The following is a 17,807-nucleotide window of genomic DNA, read 5'->3' as shown; positions in this document are numbered from 1 at the left end:
CAAGTAGCAGTCCTTACGCAGTTGGCAGATCCGTATTACGCGTTGCACGCGTCCGCGAGGAACGAAGGGCTATGCCCGCATAGTGACAACCACCAGCTTCGCTGGTGGATGTGTTCATTGTATTTATCCCCAACGCACCTTGTTCATTCTCCCATGAATTGCTATAATAATACAAATAACACAATACATTGGGGAGGATTTCTACCATGGCAGAAACCAACACCAGCAGCATTGGCTTTGAAAAGCAGATCTGGGACGCCGCCTGTGTGCTGCGGGGCAATATCGACGCCTCGGAGTATAAATCCGTTGTCCTGGGCCTGATTTTCTTAAAATACATCTCCGACCGCTTCGAGGCCAAGTATCAGGAGCTTGTGGATGAGGGCGACGGCTTCGAGGAGGACAAGGACGAGTACACCGCCGAAAATATTTTCTTTGTGCCGGAAAATGCCCGGTGGCGTGTCATCGCTGGGGAGGCCCATACGCCGAGGATTGGCACCGTCATTGACGATGCCATGCGGGCCATTGAGCAGGAGAACAAGCGCCTCAAGGACATCCTGCCCAAGAATTTCGCCCGCCCGGAGCTGGACAAGCGCCGCCTGGGGGATGTGGTGGACCTGTTCACCAACATTCAGATGGTGGAGCACGGCGACAGCAAGGACATCCTGGGCCGCACCTATGAATACTGCCTGTCCAAATTTGCCGAGCAGGAGGGCAAGCTGGCCGGGGAATTTTATACCCCAGCCTGCGTGGTCAAAACCCTGGTGGAAATCTTGCAGCCCTACAACGGCCGGGTGTACGACCCCTGCTGCGGCAGCGGCGGTATGTTTGTGCAGTCGGCCAAGTTCGTGGAGAACCACGGCGGCAACATCAACAAGATTTCCGTCTTTGGTCAAGACTCCAACCCCACCACCTGGAAAATGGCCCAGATGAACCTGGCCATCCGGGGCATTGAGGCCGACCTGGGCAAGTTCAGCGCCGATACCTTCTTCAATGACGCCCACCCCCAGCTGAAGGCTGACTTCATCATGGCCAATCCGCCCTTCAACCTGTCCGGCTGGGGGCAGGACAAGCTGCTGGACGATGTGCGCTGGCAGTACGGCACACCTCCTGCGGGCAACGCCAACTTTGCCTGGCTCCAGCACATGATCTGGCACCTGGCCCCCAACGGCCGCATGGGCATGGTGCTGGCCAACGGTTCCCTGTCCTCCCAGAGCGGCGGGGAGGGAGAGATTCGCAAGAACATCATCAACGCCGATCTGGTGGACTGCATCGTGGCCATGCCTTCCCAGCTGTTCTACACCACTCAGATCCCCGTCTCCCTATGGTTTTTGGCGAAAAACAAGAAGCAGAAGGGAAAGACCCTGTTCATTGATGCCCGGAAGATGGGCACTATGGTCACCCGCAAGCTGCGGGAGCTGACCGACGGGGATATTCAGAAGCTGGCGGACACCTATAACGCCTATGTGGACGGCACCCTGGAGGAGGTCAAGGGCTTCTGCGCCGTGGTTACCACCGAGGAGATCGCCAAGCAGGATTATATTCTGACCCCGGGCCGGTATGTGGGCATTGAGGAGCAGGAGGACGACGAGGAGCCCTTCGAGGAGAAGATGGGGCGGCTGACCCGGGAGCTGTCGGAGCTGTTCCAGAAGTCCCATGAGCTGGAGGCGCAGATTAAGGAGCGACTGGGGGCGATTGGGTATGAAGTGTAATATTTGGAAAGACTGCCCCAAAGTTCCGATCACAGAGCTTTTATCCTTTGTTGTAGATAATCGTGGTAAAACGGTTCCTACTGCGCCTTATGGGCACAAATTGATTGCAACAAATTGTGTAACAAATAACACTCTTTTTCCGGTTTACGAAAAGGTCCGATATTTGAGTGATAAAACCTATAATACATGGTTTAGAGCTCATCCCATTCCTGGGGATATCTTATTTGTTAATAAAGGAACCCCCGGACGGGTGTGTATGGTACCAGATCCAGTCGATTTTTGTATTGCACAAGATATGATTGCGTTAAGAGCGGATGCCACAAAAATCTACAATAAATATCTGTTTGCCGTTTTGAGAAGCAGAGAGATTCAGCAGCAAATATATAATACTAATGTCGGAGACGTTATTCCCCATTTTAAAAAGCAATTTTTGGATCAACTTTTAATTCCTGTTCCGAATTTTTCAATTCAAAAAGATATTGGAGATTGTTATTACCTTTTTAGCTACAAAATTGAACTGAACAACAAGATTAACGAGAATCTATATGCTCAAGCAAAGACTATCTTTTATGAGAGTTTTATTAACATTGACACTATTCCTGACGGATGGAAGAAAGGCAATCTTTTGGATATTGCCGATTACTTAAACGGTCTTGCAATGCAAAAGTACCGCCCGAAAGAGGATGAAGATGGTATTCCGGTATTAAAGATTAAAGAACTGCGCCAAGGCTCTTGCGATAGCAGCAGTGAACTGTGTTCTCTAAATATCAAACCTGAATATATCATCAAAGACGGCGATGTTATCTTCTCTTGGTCGGGCAGCCTTCTTGTCGATATTTGGTGTGGGGGAACTTGCGGATTAAATCAGCACTTATTCAAAGTAACGTCTGATACCTATGATAAATGGTTTTACTACCTATGGACGGCACATCATCTTGACAGGTTTATTGCTGTTGCTGCTGATAAAGCAACTACTATGGGACACATCAAACGTGGGGAACTGGCCAAAGCAGAAGTTCTTATTCCGTCTGAAGAAGACTACAAGAAAATTAGTGCAGTCATGAATCCCATAGTTGAACTTATCATTGCCAACCGAATTGAGAACCGAAAACTTGCTGAACTTAGAGACGAACTTCTTCCCAAACTCATGTCTGGTGATATCGATTTAACAAGAATTGAGGAAATGTGATGGAAAAAGATATTATACAAAAGGAAATAGAAAAGGCCAAAAATGCGAAATGCTTTTTTGCCGAGCTGGCATTGGCGTTGACCATACCAAGTGTATGTAGTCGTTATGGACTGGATGATGAGGAGTTAAAGAACCAATGGGAATCTAAAAGATATCCAGATTGGTATGATAAATATGTGTACCCTGAATATGAGTTTTTAACTGGGCAGGAATGTTATGCAGTCCGATGTGCGATCTTACACAATGGAGATATAGATTTATACAGTCAATCTATACTGCGACATGAAAGCAAGGTCAATAACTATAGGCTTATGATTCCTGAGTACGGAGATAATTTTTGCCTGCAGTATGAAGAAAATTCTCAGTTACAGGACAGACCGTTTTGTGCAGCAGGATTAGCTATGAAAATTTTAGATGGATATAAGCAATTTAAAATAGAGCACCCAGAGTTTAAATACCCATTGGATAGTTATGTTTTCGAACAGCAATAAACTATTTTAGGTTTGAAAGCGCCCCACCAATAGAATATCGACTAATTCCTGTAGAGTGAGTGTAAACATATTGGATGTGATTACTTGAAGAAGTTCATCAAAGGAAAATGGTTTCCTGTAATAGTAGCAATAGCTATACTTGTCTTGGCGGCTGGTGTAGTATTGACAATGGTGCTATTCGGTTGGCGTTTTACCTATGCTCCAGAGTTGGAAAACAGTTGGGTTGCTATCTCTGCTGTGGCTGCTTGGGCTGGAGCAATTGGAACAGTCGCCGCCGTGTTTAGCGCCATTCATGTGGCAAATCAGCAAAATAAAATAGCATTATTCGAAAAAAGATATAAAATATTTCAATTATATGACTCGTGCAAGATATTTTCTGAACTGCTCCAATCTCTTAAAGGCAAAAATGGTTTGAATTCAAATGATATACAAGTGTTATTTTTAGCTGTGTTTTGTGGTATTCCTATGGGAGAAAAAATAAATGATTTTCGTTTTCTTCATACACAGTACATTATGATGCTAGAACAGCTCAAGCAATCACAATTCTTGTTTGAAAAAGAGATTGAGTTATATTTACAAATAATAGCTGGTGCCCTGCAAAGGCTAATCAAATCCATTTGCCATTCAGCACCAGAAAGTGAACTAGAGAGCGTTGTACAATCCTTTATTGTTTTATTTCAGGATGAGAATTCCGAGATAATGCTGAAGAAGATGATGAATAAATTGACCTTACAATGAGGTGATCCTATGCCCTTCACCGAATCCAACTATGAAAACGCCGTGTTGCAGCTGTTTACCCAGACCCTGGGCTATTCCTACGCCTATGGCCCGGATATCGAGCGGGACTACCACTCCCCCCTGTATGAGGATGAGCTGCTGCCCGCCCTTCGGGCCGTCAACCCCACCCTGCCCAAGGCGGCGCTGGACGACGCGGTGTATAAGCTGAAAAACTTTGAGTCCGGCACCCTCTTGCAGAAAAACATGGTCTTTACCGACTATCTGCAAAACGGCGTGCCGGTGAAGTTCGTGGTGAAGGGCGAGGAGCGCTCCGGCCTGGTCTATCTGGTGGACTACCAGCACCCGGAGCGCAACCAGTTTACTGCCGTCAACCAGTGGACGGTGATGGAAAACAGCGAAAAGCGGGCCGATGTGGTGCTCTTTGTCAACGGCCTGCCCCTGGTGGTGGTGGAATTAAAATCCCCCTCCCGGGAGGAAACGGATGCCTCCGCCGCCTACCGACAGCTGCGCAATTATATGTATGAGATCCCGTCCTTGTTCATCTATAACCAGGTCTGCGTCATGAGCGACCTGACGACCTCCAAGGCGGGCACCATCACCTCCGGCGAGGACCGCTTCATGGAGTGGAAAACCAAGGACGGCAGCTATGAGAATACCCAGGCTGCCCAGTTTGACACCTTCTTTGAGGGCATTTTTGAGAAAGAGCGGTTCCTGGATATTCTCCAGAATTTTATCTGCTTCAATGTGGACGGGGCCAACACCTTTAAGATTCTGGCGGGCTATCACCAGTATTTCGCCGTAAAGAAGGCCATTGCATCCACCAAGCACGCCACCGTCACCGACGGCAAAGGCGGCGTGTTCTGGCACACCCAGGGCAGCGGCAAGTCGTTGTCCATGGTGTTCTATGCCCACTATTTGCAGCAGGCTCTGGAGAGCCCCACCATTGTGGTGATCACCGACCGCAACGACCTGGACAACCAGCTCTATGGACAGTTCTCCCGCTGCAAGGACTTCCTGCGCCAGACGCCCCAACAGGCCGAGAGCCGGCAGAACCTGCAGGAGCTGCTGGCGGGCCGTCAGGCCAACGGCATCATTTTTACCACCATGCAGAAGTTTGAGGAGACCGGGGAGCCTCTGTCAGAGCGCCGGAATATTGTGGTCATGGCGGACGAGGCTCACCGGGGGCAGTACGGTCTGACGGAAAAGGTGGTCACCAAGCAAAACGAAAGGGGAGAGCTGGAGGTCAAGACCTCCATCGGTACCGCCCGCATCATCCGGGACAGCTTGCCCAACGCTACATACATCGGTTTTACTGGTACGCCCATTTCCGCCAAGGATCGCAGTACCCGGGAAGTGTTCGGTGACTATATCGACATCTACGATATGACCCAGGCAGTAGAGGATGGCGCTACCCGCCCGGTCTACTATGAGAGCCGGGTTATCCATCTGAAACTGGATGAGGCAACCCTGCACCGGATTGACGTTGAATATGAGATTATGGCCCAAAATGCCGATCCCTATGTGATTGAGAAGAGCAAAAAGGAACTGGGTCAGATGGAAGCGATTTTGGGCGCTGACCAGACCATCGCCTCTTTGGTGGACGACATTCTGAACCACTACGAGAATTACCGGGCCGATCTGCTCACCGGTAAGGCCATGATCGTGGCTTACTCCCGCCCCATTGCCATGAAAATCTACCGGCGTATTCTGGAACTTCGCCCCGACTGGACAGAAAAGGTGGGCGTGGTCATGACTCAGGGCAACAACGATCCGGAGGAGTGGCGGGAGATCATCGGCAACAAGGCCCACAAAGAGGACTTGGCCCGGAAATTCAAGGACAACGATTCCCCCATGAAAATCGCCATCGTGGTGGATATGTGGCTCACCGGCTTTGATGTGCCGTCCCTGGCCACCATGTATGTGTATAAGCCCATGTCCGGCCACAACCTGATGCAGGCCATCGCCCGGGTCAACCGGGTTTTTAGGGACAAGGAGGGCGGCCTGGTGGTGGACTACGTAGGTATCGCCGCTGCCTTGAAACAGGCCATGAATGACTACACCGTGCGGGACAAAAAGAACTACGGTGACCCGGACGTGAGCAAAGCGGCCTATCCCAAGTTTTTGGAGAAGCTGGAGATATGCCGGGATCTGTTCCACGGCTTTGACTACACCGCATTTTTGACCGGGGATGATCTGGAGAAGGCCCGGATGATCAGCGGCGGCGTCAACTTCCTGCTGGGTAAGTCGGTGGCTGAGCATGACCTGCCCGACAAGGAAAAGACCCAGAATGTCTACATTAAGGAGGCTCTGCTGCTCAAGCAGGCTCTTTCTCTATGCGGTAGTCTGGTGGACAGCAAGACTCGGATGGAAGCGGCCTACTTTGAAGCGGTGCGAACCATGCTTGTCCGTTTGGCCACCGGTGGTACGGGAAAGAAATTTACTTTGCCGGAGGTCAACCAGCGGATCAACGAGCTGCTGAAACACAGCATCAAGAGCGAAGGAGTCATCAATCTGTTCTCCGATGTTGATACGGAGTTTTCCTTGTTTGATCCTAAGTTCCTGGAAGAGATCTCCCGCATGAAGGAGAAGAACCTGGCGGTGGAGCTGCTGAAAAAGTTGATTGCCGAGCAGGTCTCCGTCTACCGGCGCACCAATGTGGTGAAATCGGAAAAGTTCTCTGAGATCATCCAAAGTGCCATGAACCGCTATCTTAACGGGATGCTGACCAATGAGGAGGTCATTGAGGAACTTCTGAAGCTGGCAAAGGACATTGCTGCTGCCAATGCGGAGGGAGAGAATCTGGGTTTGTCCGCTGAGGAGTTGGCTTTCTATGATGCGCTAGCCAAGCCCCAGGCTATCAAAGATTTTTATGAGCATGACGAGTTGATTGCCATCACAAAAGAGCTGACTGATCTGCTGCGGAAAAACCGCACCATCGACTGGCAGAAGAAAGAGAGTGCCAGAGCTGGTATGCGCCGTTTGGTGAAGCGCCTGCTGAAAAAGCACAAGTACCCGCCGGAGGGAATGGAGGATGCGGTAAAGACGGTCATGAGCCAGTGTGAGATGTGGACGGATCAGGGGGCTTGACTATAAATACGGGTTATAGCAATAATGGGAAGTTAATTTTCTATGAAGATAACTCTGTGGATTTCGATAATAGTCCTATATATCCCATAGTATTTGGACGCATCATTCAAATTTGCACTTTCCGATCTGAAACACCCCCAGAACATCATTAATAAACTGATAAGGGAGAAATTATTAATGGACAATACTAATACCGCAAATGAGGAGAAAAAAACAGATGAGATTAAGCAGGCTTTCTTATCCAGCGCCATTTCCGATATTTCGGCCTATATACAATTAGCTGATACTAAAGTATCTATAATTATGGCTGCTGCTGTTGCTCTCATCGTTGGGCTTTTTGCTTGCTACGAACCTATCGGAAAGCTCATTGCTTCGGTGAAACCTTGTAGTTGGCAAGGGGTGGCTCTTTTTGTTTTGGCTGCCTTACTTGCTGTAAGTACCATCAGTATGTTTGTGTTTGGTATCTTGACAATTCGAAGCCATGTATCAAAAATTGGGTATAAATCGAAATGGTTCTTGCCTCAATCTACGAAGGAATATTCGTTCGATGCGTATAAGGCAGATGTCCTTTCCATGAGCGATGAGGATGTCATCGTAAATATGGCAGCTGAACTTTACAAGTTAAATGATATTAACCGGCAAAAACAAGCCACTAACAAGTGGGCCTTACGTTCTTTTTCTGCGTCCTTAATAATTATTGCGGCTATCGCCGTGTTATTTCTCTTATCTGCATTATAAGGAGGGCTACCATGGCTGTTGATATTTCCGCTATTTACCAAAGTACTTTGGAACATTTTAACCAAGCACGCAATAATATTCGGAACACGAGAGTATTGTTTGAGCATAGTGCTGCCGCTATTTCAGACGTGATCCCTGGTTTTGAAGCAGATAAACTCGAATTTGGATCATACGACAAGGAAAACTATGCTGTTCTATTTGTGGATATGAGGCGATCTACGATGCGTGCGCAGCAAGTAGGCCCGGAAAAGACGTTCCTAACAATGCACGTCTTTCTCACGGCACTATTAGAAGTCGTCAAACACTATCAAGGGAAAGTAATTGATATTATGGGTGACGGGCTAATGGTTTTTTGGGGAGGGAAAGCCGCACGTGAAAAAGATAACATGGTGAAAACACTGGCAGTACAAAATGCTGGTTTATGTGGAAGAGATATGCTTGCTGTTCGTGAGGACGTAATTAATCGTATTATTCAAGAAGAAAATCTTGGTCCGGACATTAGCATCGGAGTGGGCGTTACATTCGACAGTGTAATCGTGACTAAAATTGGAATTGCTGATTCGTATGATGTTAAAGCGTTTGGAGATTGCATAAACGTAGCATCTCATTACGCAAACGAAACTGAAAACAAGGTGAAAGTTTCTAAAAAAGTAAAAAACGAATGGCCTTCCAGCAAGGGTGGGAGAATACATTTTACTTCAATAGGGAATGGTGAGGCATTTTATCTGGAGTCAAATCATTAACCGCAGGAGGCCCCATATGAGTGAAGACAAAATCAAGAAAACAGAGGTTGACCTGCTGTCAACGGCTATTAGTAGGATTATTTCGTCCGAAGTGCTTCAAAGTATTATGTCTAACCAATTGCCGTTAACAAACGATCTTACTGACTCCAATAAGATTTACTGTGGGAAAGCATCCATTCTTTTTGTTGATATGCGTGAATCAACAAAACTTCCTGAAAAATTCAACGCCGATCAACTTGTAAAAATATACAGAAGTTATATTCGCACTATTGTGCAGGCGATTCGCTATTCTGGTGGCGTTGTGAGAGATTTCATGGGAGACGGAGTCCTTGCTGTATTTATCGATAGTGAGGATGGAAAATCAGAAGATAAAGCCGTTCACGCAGCGAGATATATTACAACTGCGGTCGATAAACTGCTGAATCCAGCCCTGGATCAGGCAATTAAGCATAGGATTTCCTGTGGGGTAGGTATACATACCGGTAAAATTACTTTATCAAAAGTTGGTATGAAAGGAAAAGAACAGCAGGAGAATGCGGAAAACGAGTTTGGTATTGCTTGGATTGGCAACAGCACAAATCTTGCCTGCAAATTTAGCGGAGCCGTAGGAAATGGAACGATATTTATTAGTCCCTCAACATACTCTGCACTCACGGATATTGATGGTAAACAGGAGTGGAAATGGATTGAAATTGCCAAGGGCAACAATATTCTAAATGGGTATATAGCAAAGCAGTATTACTTACAACTTGACGATGATATTGCACCCTGTGTTGCAGAGGAATGTAAGCCGGTTTTGGGTTTAGTTGATGAGTTAAAGATGCAATATCAAAACCAACTTGCCGAACTTACAAAAAAATCTGAGGAGTTAGGGAAAAAAGAGCAATTTCTTTCTGAAAAAGAAAGCCAATTAAGCAGAACAACGGCAGAGGTAAATAAAAAAGCAAAAGAGCTTATCGCTAAAGAAAAATTACTTAATGTACAGGCGTACCATTTTTATCTTGATGTGTTGGGGAGCGGACATTGTAAGGCTGCTTATGTTGTAGAAATGGGGCAAGACTTCTGGGAAGACAATTTAGATGAACTTATTCTTGCAGGAGCTCAGATAGGCAAAGATGAGCATACGGTAAAGCAAGAAATCAGCTATGCAATGGTCAGTATTTATGAAAGCTTGAAAAAATATGATAAGGCATATGATTTTTTGGTTGAGCAAGCCACTGGGTATTCTTGGTTGTTGCTATCTACGGTACAAAATATTGTTCCTAAAGTAGGATACTGTGAGCGATTGAAAACGGCTTTATACCAACGTCTTGTAAAAAATGATTTACCTCTTGAGGAAAGAGAGGAATTTACTAAAATTAAAGACTGGCTTGTTTTTGTATATAAGAAATAAAAAGAACAGATTTATTTTTGCTTTTGTTCATTATTAACTTCCCATTATGTCCATACTGAAAAGTATTTTCTTGTACGACAAAAGGATAGGAGAGACAACAATTCATGTTGCCTCTCCTGTGAAAGGTAGCTTAAAAGTTATTGTATAAATGCTGTTTGATCCAGCGCAGCAAATCTTCCTCTTTTGCGGAACCGTCAGCGATGGCAATAAACAAATCCGCCAGTTCGCCTTGCTGTAGCTGGAGGATATAGCCGTTCCATTTGAGTAGAAGCTGTACCACCATAGCCCCGATGCGCTTGTTTCCGTCTAGAAACGCATGATTGGCTGCCAGTCCAAAGCCGATCCTGGCGATCTTCTCAAGATCAGTGGGAAATAGTTCCTTTCCGCCAAAGGATTGGAGCGGTGCGGAAACTGCAGACTCCAGAATGCTCCTGTCCCGCAGTCCATCCAAACCGCCGCTTTTTTCGATCACACGGGCGTGGATGGCAATCACATCATCTGCCGTGATCCAAATCATTCCGCCATCCTCTTGTAATCCTGGGCAAAATCGCTCAAGATATCGTCTGCATCGGCCAGCATCTGGGACCGGGTTACTGTTGTGGGCGCTGGAGTGTCCAATTTAACGGGGAAGGGCATGCCGTTGGCTCGGACAAAGGCATTTGCAAAGATATTAAAGGCGGTAGATGTGGTCATACCCAGATTAGCACAAATTTCGGTCATTTTTGCCTTGGTTTGACTGTCCATCCGAAACGTCATATTGGTGTCCATGTATCGTACCTCCTTGCACTACGATTATAGTGCAATTTGTGTGCGTTGTCAATTGGCTGGATATCAATAGGACGATCAGTCCTGTACCATTGATCTACTGTGCGGTTCTCAGGAAGTTAAATCAGGAGATGTCAGTGATCTGGCTTCATAACAAAAATTTAGCGCATTAGCTTGACAGAGAATTGTTTATGATGTATTCTTAGACTATCAATTCATTGATTGCAATCTGTGATTGAAATTTGATTGTGCACAGTTTGAAATGAATTGGGAATGAAGATAATACGCTCTCTCAAGATACCATGACAGCCAAAACTAAACTAAATTTGTTTTAGTTGTTGTTTCGGTTGAGGAGTGGGAATGATTTCAGAGGCCCGGAAAAGCCCGTGATTACTGGGTTTTTCAAGACTTGATGCCCTCTGTGGCAACGATTTGGCAACAGTTTTCATTATTCCAAAGATAAAGAGCTACCTGATTTGTGAAAGTCAGGTAGCTCTTTTCGTTTTACTCATCTTTGTCAGGCTGCTTCTTCAATTCATCCACCAGCAGATCGCTGAGGCTCTGGGAGGGGACAACCTTGTGCCAGTGGCCTGTAGTATCAAACTCCGGGTAGCGGTAACGCCAGCGGTCGTAGTCCTCTTTGCTGATCTCCCCCGACTGCAACTTAATCGCCTGTTTGCCCCAGGCACAGAGCATCTCATGGAGTCTGGCCGCGTCTTTACCTTGGAACACGTCCACTCGAAGATGTATTTCTCCGTCGCATTCGCAGATTTTTAGGCCGTAGCGGTCCTCCAGGGTAAAGAGTGTGTGCATAAGCCCCACATAGGAATCAATGTCCGGTACGGCCAGCGCATGGGGGGAGACATCCAATATCTGTGCCAGCGCGGCAGTCAGGTCCGCTTTGGGTGTCCGCGACCCGTTCTCATATTGGGCAAGGCGGACATCGGCGGACTTCTCCGGGAAGCCCAGCGCCATACCAAGATATTTCTGTGTCATGCCCCGCAGGGTACGGAAAAAGTGAATGCGCTCTCCAATCGCCATAACGGCCAACTCCTATCTAGATTCTTGATAGATTCAGCATAGCAGAAATGTTTAGGATAGTCAAGAAAATTTTAAACAAATTTATTTAATATTTTTTTACAAGCCGCTTGACTTTAACTGTTATGCTTAGTACAATGAGAGTAGTATAAGCAAATAAATTTAAGTCACGGAAATTTTACAAATTGGACGCCCTCAAAACGGCGAAAAAATGTCCGTTGTAAAGTGAAAGGGGGAATTTCAAACACTGAAAAACTGAATGACCGTCCGACAGATACTTTCTCCGGGGAAGCAGGCGACAATATGAGCGTGCCAAGGAGAAGAACAAACGGCACAGCGCCGGGAAGGGTTGCCTGCCAGAGTCTGAAGGGTGAAACGGCAAACAAGAAACGATTACAGCAAGGAAAGGAAGGTATTTTTGTGTATGGCAGAAAAACAGTCGTTTATGCGAGTCGATGAAGTGGCGCAGGAATTGGGCGTTTCCAAGTCCTATGCTTACAAGATCGTACAGAAACTCAATGCGGAACTGAAAAGCCTTGGTTACTTGACCATATCCGGCAGAGTGAACCGAAAGTTCTTCTATGAGAAGATGTGCTACGGCGAAAAGGAAGGGAGGGGTATCTGATGGCGGTCTATAAGGAAGAAAAGACCAACACCTGGCGGGCGGTCTACCGCTATACAGACTGGAACGGCGAGCGCAAGCAGACCCAGAAGCGGGGCTTCAAGACCAAGCGGGAGGCACAGGCATGGGAGCGGGAACAGCTCAATAAGGCCAGTGCCGACCTGGACATGACCTTCAAGAGCTTCGTGGACCTCTATACGGCGGACATGAAAACCCGGCTCAAGGAGAACACCTGGGCCACCAAGGAGCATATCATCTGCACCAAGCTAAGGTGGAAAGAGAACAGGCGCGGCTGGCGGAGCTGCAAACAGAAAAATCGGAGGTTCAGGCGGAGATCGGCCAGCTTCGGACAGATAAGGCCGAAGCCGAGAAGGCGGCCAAAGAAGCGCAGACGGAACTCCGCCTATTAGCGCCTAAACTAAAACACATGGAGAAATTGGCGGCCGAGTATTCCTCCGACCCGGAGGACCTGCTACCGCTCCCTGATCGTATGGAGTCCGCCAAATCCTACCGGGAGAAAAAGTCCAAACCGCTGTTGGAGAAAATCGTCAAGGTGGTGCGCTCCGTTTACCGGGCTTATCTGGATGTCTGCCAGAAATTTGAGTTGTTGCAGCGCAAATATGATACGGAGGTTCCGTATTTAAAAAAGCAGTTGGCCGAGGTCAGGGACGAAAACGCGGAATTGCAGGAAACCGCCAGAGACTATGACCGGCTGTGCCGGGCCTATGGGCCGGAGCGGGTAGCCGAAACGGTGGCCGCTGTTAAGCGGCAGGAACAGGCGGAAAAAGAGCAGAAACGCAGTCAAACGCGGCGGTATAACCGGGATGAGCGGTAATCCCGTGTAGACCTGTGAAAATAGGATTTTTGGGGATAGAGGCATCTGAATCCTACTAAATATATTAACAATGCATACGACAAGAGTGAAAACGATGCCGCAGGATATGATCTTGTAAAATAGCGCTAAGCTGGCGAGGTAAAATGAGATGATGGGTTATAGTAACTATGACCTGCATCCGTGGCAACACAATGGCAACAAAAAATCAGATAGCCCTTACTATCTGAATAATGAAAAGAATACCAATAATCTGAACTAAATCTCATAAACAAATCTGTTTAGAAAACTTCTGACAGGAGCGAGTGGAAATGAGCCAACAAAGCCGGCAAAGCATTGCGTCGCAATGCTTTGCCGGCTTTTATAATGCGATATGGAGGTAAAGTGGAAATCTGGCAGAAGAATCCGACAAAGCAGATGAAACGCAGCCTGCAATGTGATATAATATGGTCCGTTAAGCAGGGGCGATATGGGGACCGCTGTTTCCCTGATTTTTGCCATGCTCTACTCTTTCTGTTAAAGGATGAAACCGTATGATTCAATATGATCCTCAACGCCGTACCATCACGCTGCACACCCGCAGCACCAGCTATCAGATGAAGATCGATGCCACCGGCGTGCTGCTTCACACCTATTATGGTGAGAAACTGCGAAAGGGAGATCTTTCCCGGCTGATTTGCCCCGAGGACCGGGGCTTCTCTCCCAACCCGGACGAGGTAGGGATGGATCGCACTTGGTCGCTGGATACTCAGCCCCAGGAGTATTCTTCCAGCGGTGTGGGTGACTTCCGGCAGCCTGCCCTGGAGGCCGACCTAGCGGATGGCAGCCACATTGTGGACCTGCGCTACGTCAGCCACACGGTTGCCGAGGGCAAGTATGCGCTGGAGGGTTTGCCCGCCTTCTACGGTGAGGGTGTGACCGCCCAGACGCTGACCGTGGAGCTCCAGGACAAGTGCAGCGGCCTGACGGTGGAGCTGCTGTATGGCGTTCTGGAGGAGTACGATATGATCACCCGGGCCGTCCGGGTGCGCAATAACGGGGCCGCCCCCATCCGGCTGACTCGGGTAACCTCCGCCTGCCTGGATTTCCCCGTTGGCAATCACGATTTCATTACCCTGGGCGGTGCCTATGCCCGGGAGCGCGAGCCGGTACGGACTGCCCTGACCCAGGGTGTCCACACCGCGGGCAGCGTCCGTGGTTCCTCCAGCCACCAGCAGAACCCCTTCCTGGTACTGTGCGATCCGGATACTACCGAGGATACCGGCCGCTGCTGGGCCATGGCTCTGGTGTACTCCGGCAATTTCTTGGCCTCGGTGGAGCACACCCAGTTCCATGAGACCCGGATGACCATGGGGATCCATCCGTTCCACTTCTGCTGGCAGCTGGCGCCCGGCGAGACCTTCACCGCGCCGGAGGCCGCTATGGTGTTCACCCGGCAGGGTCTGGGCCATATGAGCCGCCTGTTCCACCGGGCCATCCGCCTCAATCTGTGCAGGGGCCCCTGGAAGGACGCCCGCCGTCCCATCCTCATCAACAACTGGGAGGCCACTCTCTTCGACTTCGATGCGGACAAGATCTATTCCATTGCCCGGGCTGCCAGCAAGGTAGGCGTGGAAATGATGGTGATGGACGATGGCTGGTTTGGCCAGCGCAACGACGATTTTGGCGGACTGGGAGACTGGAACGTTAACCAGGAGAAGCTGCCCGGCGGACTGGCACCTCTGGCGGAGCGCATCAAGGGCCTGGGTATGAAGTTCGGCATCTGGGTGGAGCCGGAGATGGTCAATGAGAATTCCGACCTCTATCGGGCCCACCCTGACTGGGCCTTCCAGGCCCCCGGCCGTCCTGTCACCCGGGGCCGGTACCAGCTGGTGCTGGACCTCACCCGTGCCGAGGTGCGGCAGTATATTCTGGACAATCTGCGGACCATGCTCAAGAGCGCTGACATCTCCTATGTCAAGTGGGACATGAACCGCAGCCTCACCGATGTGTGGAGCGCTGGTCTGCCCGCTGAGCGCCAGGGCGAGGTGTACCACCGCTTTGTGCTGGGCGTATATGAGATCCTGGAGGCCCTCCATCAGGAGTTCCCCAATCTGCTCATTGAGGGTTGCTCCGGCGGTGGCGGCCGGTTCGACTGCGGGATGCTCTACTATACCCCCCAGATCTGGTGCTCCGACAACACCGACGCCATGGACCGGCTGCGTATCCAGTACGGTACCTCCTACTGCTACCCCTGCTGTACCATGGGTGCCCATGTGTCCGCTGTACCCAACGGCCTGACCCACCGGTCCACTCCCCTCCATACCCGGGGCGTGGTGGCCGCTGCCGGTACCTTCGGCTATGAGCTGGACCTGAATGAGCTGTCTCAGGAGGAACTGGAGGAGGTGGCGGTCCAGATCGACGCCTTCCGGTCCTACTGGGATGTGGTGATGCGGGGGGACTATTACCGCCTGACCGACCCCTTCCGGCATGAAAGTTTCTGTGCCTGGATGCACGTCTCACCCGACCGGGAGCGGGCGGTAGTCAGTGTGGTCCAGACCCAGCGCCACGCCAATCCGGTGCGCCCCCTGCTGCGGATGAAAGGCTTGGACCCGGACAAGGACTATCTGGTGGAGGGTAAGGTATACGGAGGCGACGAGCTGATGTACGCGGGACTGGCCCTCCCGTTCCTGGACGAGTGCCAGGCGGTACAGTATCAGATCAAAGCGGTATAAAAAAGAGGATCTGCTGCATTGTGCAGCAGATCCTCTTTTTTCATTGGTTACTCCAGCACCCAGGCGGCGGCCTGCCAGGGCTGGAACTCCAGCGTCCCGGGGACGGCGGGCGCTTCATCCCAGTTGGCGATGAGCAGGCGGCTCTTCCGGCCCGCCAGCTCTTCCGGCAGGGCGAAGGCCGCCGACTGGCCGGACAGGTTGCACACGGTGAGCAGGGTCTTGCCCTCCAGGGTGCGCAGGTAGGCAAACAGCTGGGGATGGTCCGGCAGGATCAGCTTGTAGCTGCCGTACACGATGAGCTCGCTGTCCGGGGAATTGCGGCGCAGGGCGATGAGCTTCTGGTAGTAGCGGAACACGGAGTCCGCCCGGCCCAGCTGTTCCTTGGCGTTGATCTCCCGGTAGTTGGGATTGACCATGATCCAGGGATCGCCGGTGGTAAATCCGGCGTTGGGGGAGTCGTCCCACTGGAAGGGGGTGCGGGCGTTGTCCCGGCTCTTGTAAGCGATGGCCTCCAGCAGTTCCTCCGGCTGAAAGACGCCTCGGGCGGTGAGGTCATGGTAGGCGTTGATGGACTCCAGGTCCCGGTAGTTCTCAATGGGCCCAAAGGGCACGTTGGTCATGCCCAGCTCCTCCCCCTGATAGACGTAGGGGGTGCCCTGCATCAGGTGGAGGCAGGTGGCGATGCACTTGGCCGACAGTTCCCGATACCGGGGGGAGTCGTCTCCCAGCCGGGAGACGATGCGGGGCTGATCGTGATTGCAGAAGTAGAGGCTGTTCCAGGCCACGTCCTCCAGCTCGTTCTGCCACCGGGACAGCAGCTTCTTGAGGGCTACCAGATCGATCTTTCGGGTACTCCATTTGCCGGTGACCGCGTCGCCGCCGTCCAGGTCTACGTGCTCGAACTGGAATACCATGTTCAGCTCGGTGCCCTGGGCGTTGGCGTACTGCTTGGCCTGGTCGATGGTTACACCGGCGCACTCACCCACGGTGAGCAGGTCATACTTGGAGAGTACCTTCCGGCGCATCTCCTGCAAATACTCGTGGACGTGGGGGCCGTTGCAGCAGCCCAGATTGCAGGAGGCATAGGGGGCGCCGCCGGTGGGCATATCGGGCAGACCCTCCCGCTTGGAGATCATGGAGATCACGTCCATGCGGAAACCGTCGATACCCTTGTCGCACCACCAGGTCATCATGTCAAAGACGGCGTTACGCACCGCTGGATTATCCCAGTTCAGGTCGGGCTGCTTGGGGGAAAAGCAGTGGAGGTAGTACATATCGGTGGCGTCATCATAGGTCCAGGCGGAGCCGGAGAAGGCGGAGCCCCAGTTGTTGGGCTCTTTACCCGCCTTGCCCTCCCGCCAGATGTAGAAGTCCCGCTTGGCGTTGTCACGGGATTGGCGGCTCTCCACAAACCAGGCGTGCTCGTCAGAGGTGTGGTTGACCACCAGATCCATAACGATCTTGATTCCCCGGGCGTGGGCCTCGGCCAGCAGGCGGTCAAAGTCGGCCATGGTGCCGAACTCCTCCATAATGGCCTGATAGTCGCTGATGTCGTAGCCATTGTCGTCGTTGGGAGAGCGGTAGACGGGGGAGAGCCAGATCACATTGGCGCCCAGCTCCTTGATGTAGTCCAGTTTGCTGGTGATGCCGGGCAGGTCGCCGATCCCGTCGCCGTTGGAGTCACAGAAGCTGCGGGGATAGATCTGATAGATAACGCTCTCTTTCCACCATGTTTTGTTCATGACCAA

Annotated in this window: 16 protein-coding genes; 12 read left to right on the top strand and 4 right to left on the bottom strand. The window is 50.3% G+C overall.

Annotated elements, in window-relative coordinates:
* The first annotated feature begins 206 nt into the window (after window positions 1-206).
* The 8 genes from B5E56_RS01435 to B5E56_RS01400 all read left to right on the top strand — a co-directional run bounded on the left by B5E56_RS01435 (window position 207) and on the right by B5E56_RS01400 (window position 10,088).
* Window positions 207-1,709 carry a type I restriction-modification system subunit M gene (locus B5E56_RS01435; RefSeq protein WP_087388022.1) on the top strand — a complete coding sequence of 501 codons (1,503 nt, stop codon included), beginning with the start codon at window positions 207-209 and terminating at the stop codon, window positions 1,707-1,709.
* A complete protein-coding gene (locus tag B5E56_RS01430) occupies window positions 1,699-2,898 on the top strand; it encodes a restriction endonuclease subunit S (protein ID WP_087388020.1) in 1,200 nt (399 codons plus the stop codon). The genes B5E56_RS01435 and B5E56_RS01430 overlap by 11 nt, the downstream gene beginning before the upstream one ends.
* The gene (locus B5E56_RS01425; RefSeq protein WP_087388018.1) at window positions 2,898-3,389 is read left to right on the top strand and encodes a hypothetical protein; all 492 of its coding nucleotides are present in this window, start codon (window positions 2,898-2,900) and stop codon (window positions 3,387-3,389) included. Before B5E56_RS01430 ends, B5E56_RS01425 begins: the two co-directional genes overlap by 1 nt.
* Before the next feature lie 84 nt (window positions 3,390-3,473).
* Window positions 3,474-4,127 (top strand): hypothetical protein, encoded by a 654-nt coding sequence (locus B5E56_RS01420; protein WP_087388016.1) that lies wholly within the window; start codon window positions 3,474-3,476, stop codon window positions 4,125-4,127.
* 9 nt (window positions 4,128-4,136) lie between these two features.
* Window positions 4,137-7,214, top strand: coding sequence for a type I restriction endonuclease subunit R (locus B5E56_RS01415; protein ID WP_087388014.1), 3,078 nt, complete (start codon window positions 4,137-4,139; stop codon window positions 7,212-7,214).
* Between the two features lie 177 nt (window positions 7,215-7,391).
* A complete protein-coding gene (locus B5E56_RS01410; RefSeq protein WP_087388012.1) occupies window positions 7,392-7,952 on the top strand; it encodes a hypothetical protein in 561 nt (186 codons plus the stop codon).
* Window positions 7,953-7,963: 11 nt separating this feature from the next.
* Entirely contained in the window at window positions 7,964-8,695 is a 732-nt protein-coding gene (locus B5E56_RS01405; RefSeq protein ID WP_087388009.1) for an adenylate/guanylate cyclase domain-containing protein, read from the top strand.
* Window positions 8,696-8,711: 16 nt separating this feature from the next.
* On the top strand, window positions 8,712-10,088 hold the full coding sequence (locus tag B5E56_RS01400; RefSeq protein ID WP_158098635.1) for an adenylate/guanylate cyclase domain-containing protein: 1,377 nt from the start codon (window positions 8,712-8,714) through the stop codon (window positions 10,086-10,088).
* Window positions 10,089-10,218: 130 nt separating this feature from the next.
* Here the strand turns inward: B5E56_RS01400 and B5E56_RS01395 are convergent, their stop codons facing one another.
* The 3 genes from B5E56_RS01395 to B5E56_RS01385 form a co-directional block, all read right to left on the bottom strand.
* On the bottom strand, window positions 10,219-10,605 hold the full coding sequence (locus tag B5E56_RS01395; RefSeq protein ID WP_087388005.1) for a type II toxin-antitoxin system death-on-curing family toxin: 387 nt from the start codon (window positions 10,603-10,605) through the stop codon (window positions 10,219-10,221).
* Window positions 10,602-10,856 (bottom strand): type II toxin-antitoxin system RelB/DinJ family antitoxin, encoded by a 255-nt coding sequence (locus B5E56_RS01390; RefSeq protein WP_087388003.1) that lies wholly within the window; start codon window positions 10,854-10,856, stop codon window positions 10,602-10,604. Before B5E56_RS01390 ends, B5E56_RS01395 begins: the two co-directional genes overlap by 4 nt.
* A gap of 501 nt (window positions 10,857-11,357) precedes the next feature.
* Window positions 11,358-11,894 carry a helix-turn-helix domain-containing protein gene (locus B5E56_RS01385; RefSeq protein WP_087388002.1) on the bottom strand — a complete coding sequence of 179 codons (537 nt, stop codon included), beginning with the start codon at window positions 11,892-11,894 and terminating at the stop codon, window positions 11,358-11,360.
* A gap of 421 nt (window positions 11,895-12,315) precedes the next feature.
* On the opposite strand from B5E56_RS01385, the gene B5E56_RS01380 reads away from it, so the two are divergent.
* The 4 genes from B5E56_RS01380 to B5E56_RS01365 all read left to right on the top strand — a co-directional run bounded on the left by B5E56_RS01380 (window position 12,316) and on the right by B5E56_RS01365 (window position 16,059).
* On the top strand, window positions 12,316-12,516 hold the full coding sequence (locus tag B5E56_RS01380; RefSeq protein ID WP_087189600.1) for a DNA-binding protein: 201 nt from the start codon (window positions 12,316-12,318) through the stop codon (window positions 12,514-12,516).
* Window positions 12,516-12,923, top strand: coding sequence for an Arm DNA-binding domain-containing protein (locus tag B5E56_RS01375; RefSeq protein ID WP_343214217.1), 408 nt, complete (start codon window positions 12,516-12,518; stop codon window positions 12,921-12,923). Before B5E56_RS01380 ends, B5E56_RS01375 begins: the two co-directional genes overlap by 1 nt.
* 17 nt (window positions 12,924-12,940) lie before the next feature.
* On the top strand, window positions 12,941-13,348 hold the full coding sequence (locus B5E56_RS01370) for a hypothetical protein (protein ID WP_087388000.1): 408 nt from the start codon (window positions 12,941-12,943) through the stop codon (window positions 13,346-13,348).
* 530 nt (window positions 13,349-13,878) lie between these two features.
* A complete protein-coding gene (locus B5E56_RS01365; protein WP_087387998.1) occupies window positions 13,879-16,059 on the top strand; it encodes an alpha-galactosidase in 2,181 nt (726 codons plus the stop codon).
* Between the two features lie 47 nt (window positions 16,060-16,106).
* Here B5E56_RS01365 and B5E56_RS01360 read toward each other — a convergent pair whose 3' ends face one another.
* Window positions 16,107-17,801: a glycoside hydrolase family 13 protein gene (locus B5E56_RS01360; protein WP_087387996.1), complete on the bottom strand. Its 1,695-nt coding sequence runs from the start codon at window positions 17,799-17,801 to the stop codon at window positions 16,107-16,109.
* Window positions 17,802-17,807: the final 6 nt, after the last annotated feature.

This window comes from Flavonifractor sp. An112, from assembly GCF_002161085.1.
Taxonomy (GTDB): Bacteria; Bacillota; Clostridia; order Oscillospirales; family Oscillospiraceae; genus Flavonifractor; species Flavonifractor avicola.
The sequence above is the reverse complement of the archived record's forward strand: the minus strand, read 5'-3'. Positions and strand labels throughout refer to the sequence as shown.

Excerpts from the sequence above, each read along its gene's own strand:
- B5E56_RS01430 (WP_087388020.1), top strand. The coding sequence starts at position 1,699 with ATGAAGTGTAATATTTGGAAAGACTGCCCCAAAGTTCCGATCACAGAG.
- B5E56_RS01425 (WP_087388018.1), top strand. The coding sequence starts at position 2,898 with ATGGAAAAAGATATTATACAAAAGGAAATAGAAAAGGCCAAAAATGCG.
- B5E56_RS01375 (WP_343214217.1), top strand. The coding sequence starts at position 12,516 with ATGGCGGTCTATAAGGAAGAAAAGACCAACACCTGGCGGGCGGTCTAC.
- B5E56_RS01365 (WP_087387998.1), top strand. The coding sequence starts at position 13,879 with ATGATTCAATATGATCCTCAACGCCGTACCATCACGCTGCACACCCGC.
- B5E56_RS01395 (WP_087388005.1), bottom strand. The coding sequence starts at position 10,605 with ATGATTTGGATCACGGCAGATGATGTGATTGCCATCCACGCCCGTGTG.
- B5E56_RS01410 (WP_087388012.1), top strand. The coding sequence starts at position 7,392 with ATGGACAATACTAATACCGCAAATGAGGAGAAAAAAACAGATGAGATT.
- B5E56_RS01370 (WP_087388000.1), top strand. The coding sequence starts at position 12,941 with ATGGAGAAATTGGCGGCCGAGTATTCCTCCGACCCGGAGGACCTGCTA.
- B5E56_RS01400 (WP_158098635.1), top strand. The coding sequence starts at position 8,712 with ATGAGTGAAGACAAAATCAAGAAAACAGAGGTTGACCTGCTGTCAACG.
- B5E56_RS01380 (WP_087189600.1), top strand. The coding sequence starts at position 12,316 with ATGGCAGAAAAACAGTCGTTTATGCGAGTCGATGAAGTGGCGCAGGAA.
- B5E56_RS01360 (WP_087387996.1), bottom strand. The coding sequence starts at position 17,801 with ATGAACAAAACATGGTGGAAAGAGAGCGTTATCTATCAGATCTATCCC.
- B5E56_RS01435 (WP_087388022.1), top strand. The coding sequence starts at position 207 with ATGGCAGAAACCAACACCAGCAGCATTGGCTTTGAAAAGCAGATCTGG.
- B5E56_RS01390 (WP_087388003.1), bottom strand. The coding sequence starts at position 10,856 with ATGGACACCAATATGACGTTTCGGATGGACAGTCAAACCAAGGCAAAA.
- B5E56_RS01415 (WP_087388014.1), top strand. The coding sequence starts at position 4,137 with ATGCCCTTCACCGAATCCAACTATGAAAACGCCGTGTTGCAGCTGTTT.
- B5E56_RS01385 (WP_087388002.1), bottom strand. The coding sequence starts at position 11,894 with ATGGCGATTGGAGAGCGCATTCACTTTTTCCGTACCCTGCGGGGCATG.
- B5E56_RS01405 (WP_087388009.1), top strand. The coding sequence starts at position 7,964 with ATGGCTGTTGATATTTCCGCTATTTACCAAAGTACTTTGGAACATTTT.